Below are 4587 nucleotides of genomic sequence, written 5' to 3' on the forward strand. Positions count from 1 at the left end.
ACTTTATTAGCCAAGGCACTTTATTAGCCAAGGCACTTTATTAGCCAAGGCACTTTATTAGCCAAGGCACTTTATTAGCCAAGGCACTTTATTAGCCAAGGCACTTTATTAGCCAAGGCACTTTATTAGCCAAGGCACTTTATTGCATTGACATATCGCAAGGTTCCGATACGATGATTCTATCACGACTAGGAGCAAAAATGGCTGCAAAGACGATCAAGAAACCGCAGACGAAACCGGCTGGTTCGGTCGACGACTTTGTTGACGCGGCAGAGTGCTTGAAAACACTCGCACATCCGGCGCGCCTGCGTATCGTGCAGCTGCTTTTGCATGGGCGGTACACCGTTGGCGAGTTGGCCGCGGACTGTGGAATCCAAGATAACGTGGGATCGGAGCATCTTCGCCTCTTGCAGCGCTGTGGATTCTTGACGAGCGAGCGTGAAGGTCGAAAAGTTTTTTACCAAGTTGCGGAGCCGCACCTGGAACAACTGATGGCATGTATTGAAGGGCGTTTCTTGCCCGAAAAAGCAAAACAAAGGTAGAGAAAGTGGACGGTCTTCGCACCGTCCTTTTTTCGAGTATCTTTCTATCGTCGCATCGCGAGCATGACGGTTGCCGAGTCGAACGATGTCGCGATCTCCAAATTGGTCAAAGAGCTCGTCCCAGCGACGGGGGATCGCGTACTGGGGAATCGACCGTTGCCTCCGATGACATTTCATCCAATCTTGCTCGAGCTGATCAAGCGTGCAGACGGCTACACACTAAGCCCAACTTTTTCCATTCTTAGCTGCTTGCGTGAGCCCAAGGTCTAGCAGCTTACGGACAGGTGCCGATAGTTTTCGAACACCCTCGCCTCCCAGCGTGTGTTCGAAAACCCACTCAAGCCATAGGTGGTGCCGAACGCTTGCGATCACGTCACTGAATGTGATCGTCGCTTTGCCGGACCAGCTTCGCTCTCGCAGATGACTACTCGATTCGGGCATCGTGTCGTAGAAAGCCGTCACAACCGAGTACAGCAAGAACAGGCAGGGCGCCATCCGCAAGACCGTTTGCCGATGCCAGCAGCGCGTCGTTTCCAAACCGAGGTGCTCTCGCATTTCTTGGAACGTCGTTTCGATGTTCCATCTTCCGCCATAGTGTTCGATGATTTCATCTGTACCAAGCCTTTGCCACTTTTGAACCAATGGCCAGTACCCGTAATGACTTCGACGTTTCGCCAGCCACCGCCGTACCAATGTACTCGCAGTTTCTTGCCCTTCTTCTTTTTGGCCACCACTTCGCACGGTGCCGGAAGTGATTTGCCTTTGACTCGTGGACGTCCCACTCGGTTGCCTCGCGACTTCGGTGGTGGCTCGAAGAGACTGGCGTTGGCGACGATCTTGCTCACCAGCGACAACTGTTTTCGATGGCGATAGGCAAAACGGGACATCAGATGCGTCCCGTATGCTCCGTCGCCAGAAAAGACGAACTTTCGCTCGGGAAACCAGTGCATCAACGTGGCCAGCAGACCGCACATCAACGCGGCGGGCGTCTTGTGAGTTCGCCCTTCGGCTTGGTTGGTTTTTCTGTCGCGGTACAGGGCAACCAGAACCGGCAGGCCGAATGGCCGACGGGTGTAAGGAAGTTCGATCAGCACGGCCAGCACGATCCGCTTGTGTCCGTAGCGGTAGACCGTATGCGAATGTGAAGATCGCACGGCGTCTCGATGCCGGGCTTTTCCGTAGACCTTCTTGCCCCGATGACCATCGACGGTTTCATCGCCAACGACCTTGATGACGCCATCGGGATTAAATCGGTCAATGATGAAGGTCGTGATGATTCTTGCCAGCTTGCGTGGACTCCATCGCCAGTGCGAAAACAAACGATGAAACGTGGACGGGTTGAGAGGTTCGATGAGAGAACGCAGACGCAAAACGCCTGAGACGGTGCGTGCTCCGTTGACGAGAACGGATGCAGAGAAGAAAAGAATCAATCTGTGAGCGGTCTCGGATCTCGGCAACGCGGATGACCGATCATTGAGCAACGGTTTAAGATCATGGGGCACGCAAATCATGGTGGCTTCCTTGCCTAGGCTTGTAACTGTGGTAAGTCACAATCGTGCGCAAGGGAGCTGCCTTCACCTAGATCAAACTGCCAGCTCGTAAACGGAAAAAGTCGAGCTTAGCTATGAAGCGACCGATCAGGGCATGAAGGTCAAGTACCAATCCGATGACCCATACGGTTTGATGTTGGTCCAAGAGCACGCGAATTTGTTAGACGTTTTATCCAGAACGGCATGGAGGAATTCAAACGCCCTACGAGGTGCCACAAGCGCCCAGTGGGGATCGCCCTATCGGGAATAGCACCAAAGAAAATTCGCCTCTTGCATTGGCAAGTCGACCCCTTCCGTTTTGGTACATTGCACGAAACGGGATGTCGTATTGTGTGGATGGTTCTGGGTTCCAGAACCCTCGCATGATGCGGTATCATCATCGCGGTGGATCGCCAGCACGGCACCGCTTCCTCAACCATCGAACGATCGAATGAATCTGAGAGTTTTGCTGAACCTGATCGCCGCTGTTGCCGTGACATTGGCGTCAACGTCACTTGTAGCTGCTCAGCTCGGCGGATCATTTGGTGGCGTAAAAATTGAGACGATCGAAACCGATCAGCTTGAAAAGATGCTTTCAGACCGGAACACGGTCGTGACAGCGGCCGAACAGTTGGGTCAACCGATTCCAGATTCCGATTTCGTCGTAGTGGATGTGCGTTCAGAAAAGGAAGTCCGCGTCTCGATCATCCCCGGCGCGATCACGAAGGCTCAGTTTGAAAAAGAGTTGGCGAAGTATCGCGGCAAGCTTGTCATCCCCTATTGCACCGTAGGTGGCCGAAGCAACGCATACGCAACGCAACTCGCTGGAAAGGGCGTCAACGTCAAGAATTACCAGGGAAGCATTCTGAAATGGATCGAAGCGGGTTTGCCGCTGGTCACGATTGAGGGCGAACCAACAAATCGAGTCCACACCCACAGCGATCGCTACAGCGTTCCGGCCAAGTATGAACAAGTGACGCAGTAGTGCCCCAACGACGCATTGTTCTACTCGGCATCGGTCACACGAATGCTCACGTCATTCATCAATGGCAGCGGAACCCGCTGCCAAACTGCGAGTTGGTCTGCATCAGCAAATTCCCCGCTGCGACCTACTCAGGAATGTTGCCCGGTACACTGGGACTGCAGTTTTCGGAAAACGAGATGCAGATTGACTTGGCCGCGCTGTGTGCACGATCCGGCGCGAGCCTGGTCATTGCCGATACAATCGGTTCGGATCTGGAAACGCCTGCGTTGCTTTTCGCCGACCACAAGCCGATCTCATTCGATGCACTGTCGATTGGCGTCGGTTCCATGCCTGCCGGATGGGAATGCCATAACCATGTCGATTCGTTTATCCCGACAAAACCGATGCAGACGTTCATTGCACGTCTGGATCAACAATTCCATCGCCTTGCAGGACGCAGCGAAATTCCGTTGAAGCTTGCCGTTGTTGGTGGCGGCGTGGCAAGCGTCGAGATCGCGTTGTGTTTGGACCAGCAGCTTTCGAAACACGCGCATCACGGCGAGTTTTCGATTTCGATTTTTACCGGCAACCAATCGGTAGCTCACGGTTTGCAGCGGCGAAGCATCCGCCGTATTGAACGGATCCTCCAGTCACGGAACATTTCCATCACTGCCGGCAACAATGTGACCGAAGTCGCCGAGGACTCTTTGGTAGCGGGCGACAACCTTCGTCATAGAGCCGACGTTGTCGTTTGGGCCACCGGCGCCTCAGCCCCGCCCTTACTCGGAAAGCTGAACCTGCAAACGGATGATCGTGGCTTCATAGCCACCACGTCGACACTGCAGTCGCTTTCGGATCCCCGTGTGTTTGCCGTCGGCGATTCCGGGACGATCGTCGAATCACCGTCGCCCAAGGCGGGCGTGTACGCGGTTCGCCAGTGCCCGATTCTTTGGCACAATCTACGAGCACTTCTTGGAGGCACATCAATGAAAACGTTCAAGCCTCAATCTGATTTCCTGAAGCTCATCAATACCGGTGATGGGAAAGCTCTTCTTGAGTACGGGTTCATCACAACCCACGCTCGGTGGTGCTGGAAGCTCAAAACATGGATCGACAAACGATTCGTCACGGCCTATCAAGTCGACCGCGATATCCATTCTTAAAACCGATCCAGAAATTGCAACGACACCGGTCATTCTTCACTGTGATTGATTCGGTAATGCTGAAACGCGTTGAGTCGGCTTACGGACTGGATTGTTGGATGTCCCACCAAATCCAACCCATTCGATCAACGAACCAAAGCTTGCCGAGCATCATCGACGTCAATCCGGTCAGCGTTGCAGTCAGGTTGAATGTTGCCAGACCGGCAATGAATGCGATCGCACCTAAGCTAGTGATGGTTGATAGAACTCCAATGACGCGGGGGTGTGGTCTCTTCAGGGCGCAGTTTGACGGTTGATTGAGGTGCGTCGGTTTCGCGGCATTGCGTAACCTCGGATTGGTGTTTCAGAACAAGGGCGTCCCGCGTCACACTGATGTTGCAAAACAAAAA

General features: G+C 53.6%; 5 protein-coding genes. 3 read left to right on the top strand and 2 right to left on the bottom strand.

Annotated elements, in window-relative coordinates; all coding sequences use genetic code 11:
* Positions 1–200: 200 nt before the first annotated feature.
* Positions 201–542 carry an ArsR/SmtB family transcription factor gene (locus tag Poly51_RS30045; protein WP_146462646.1) on the top strand — a complete coding sequence of 114 codons (342 nt, stop codon included), beginning with the start codon at positions 201–203 and terminating at the stop codon, positions 540–542.
* 458 nt (positions 543–1000) lie between these two features.
* Here Poly51_RS30045 and Poly51_RS31530 read toward each other — a convergent pair whose 3' ends face one another.
* Complete coding sequence (locus tag Poly51_RS31530) at positions 1001–1972, bottom strand: transposase (RefSeq protein WP_246114867.1); 972 nt, start codon at positions 1970–1972, stop codon at positions 1001–1003.
* A 550-nt stretch (positions 1973–2522) separates the two neighbouring features.
* Here Poly51_RS31530 and Poly51_RS30055 point away from each other — a divergent pair.
* Positions 2523–3056: a rhodanese-like domain-containing protein gene (locus Poly51_RS30055; RefSeq protein ID WP_146462647.1), complete on the top strand. Its 534-nt coding sequence runs from the start codon at positions 2523–2525 to the stop codon at positions 3054–3056.
* Positions 3056–4198 (top strand): FAD-dependent oxidoreductase, encoded by a 1143-nt coding sequence (locus Poly51_RS30060; protein ID WP_146462648.1) that lies wholly within the window; start codon positions 3056–3058, stop codon positions 4196–4198. The genes Poly51_RS30055 and Poly51_RS30060 overlap by 1 nt, the downstream gene beginning before the upstream one ends.
* A 79-nt stretch (positions 4199–4277) precedes the next feature.
* Here Poly51_RS30060 and Poly51_RS31960 read toward each other — a convergent pair whose 3' ends face one another.
* Complete coding sequence (locus Poly51_RS31960; protein WP_390621817.1) at positions 4278–4475, bottom strand: DUF6653 family protein; 198 nt, start codon at positions 4473–4475, stop codon at positions 4278–4280.
* Positions 4476–4587 lie beyond the last annotated feature (112 nt).

Origin of the sequence: Rubripirellula tenax (assembly GCF_007860125.1) — a bacterium.
Taxonomy (GTDB): Bacteria; Planctomycetota; Planctomycetia; order Pirellulales; family Pirellulaceae; genus Rubripirellula; species Rubripirellula tenax.

Bases quoted from the DNA above. Each gene is read 5' to 3' on its own strand.
- Poly51_RS30055 (WP_146462647.1), top strand. From the start codon at position 2,523: ATGAATCTGAGAGTTTTGCTGAACCTGATCGCCGCTGTTGCCGTGACA.
- Poly51_RS30045 (WP_146462646.1), top strand. From the start codon at position 201: ATGGCTGCAAAGACGATCAAGAAACCGCAGACGAAACCGGCTGGTTCG.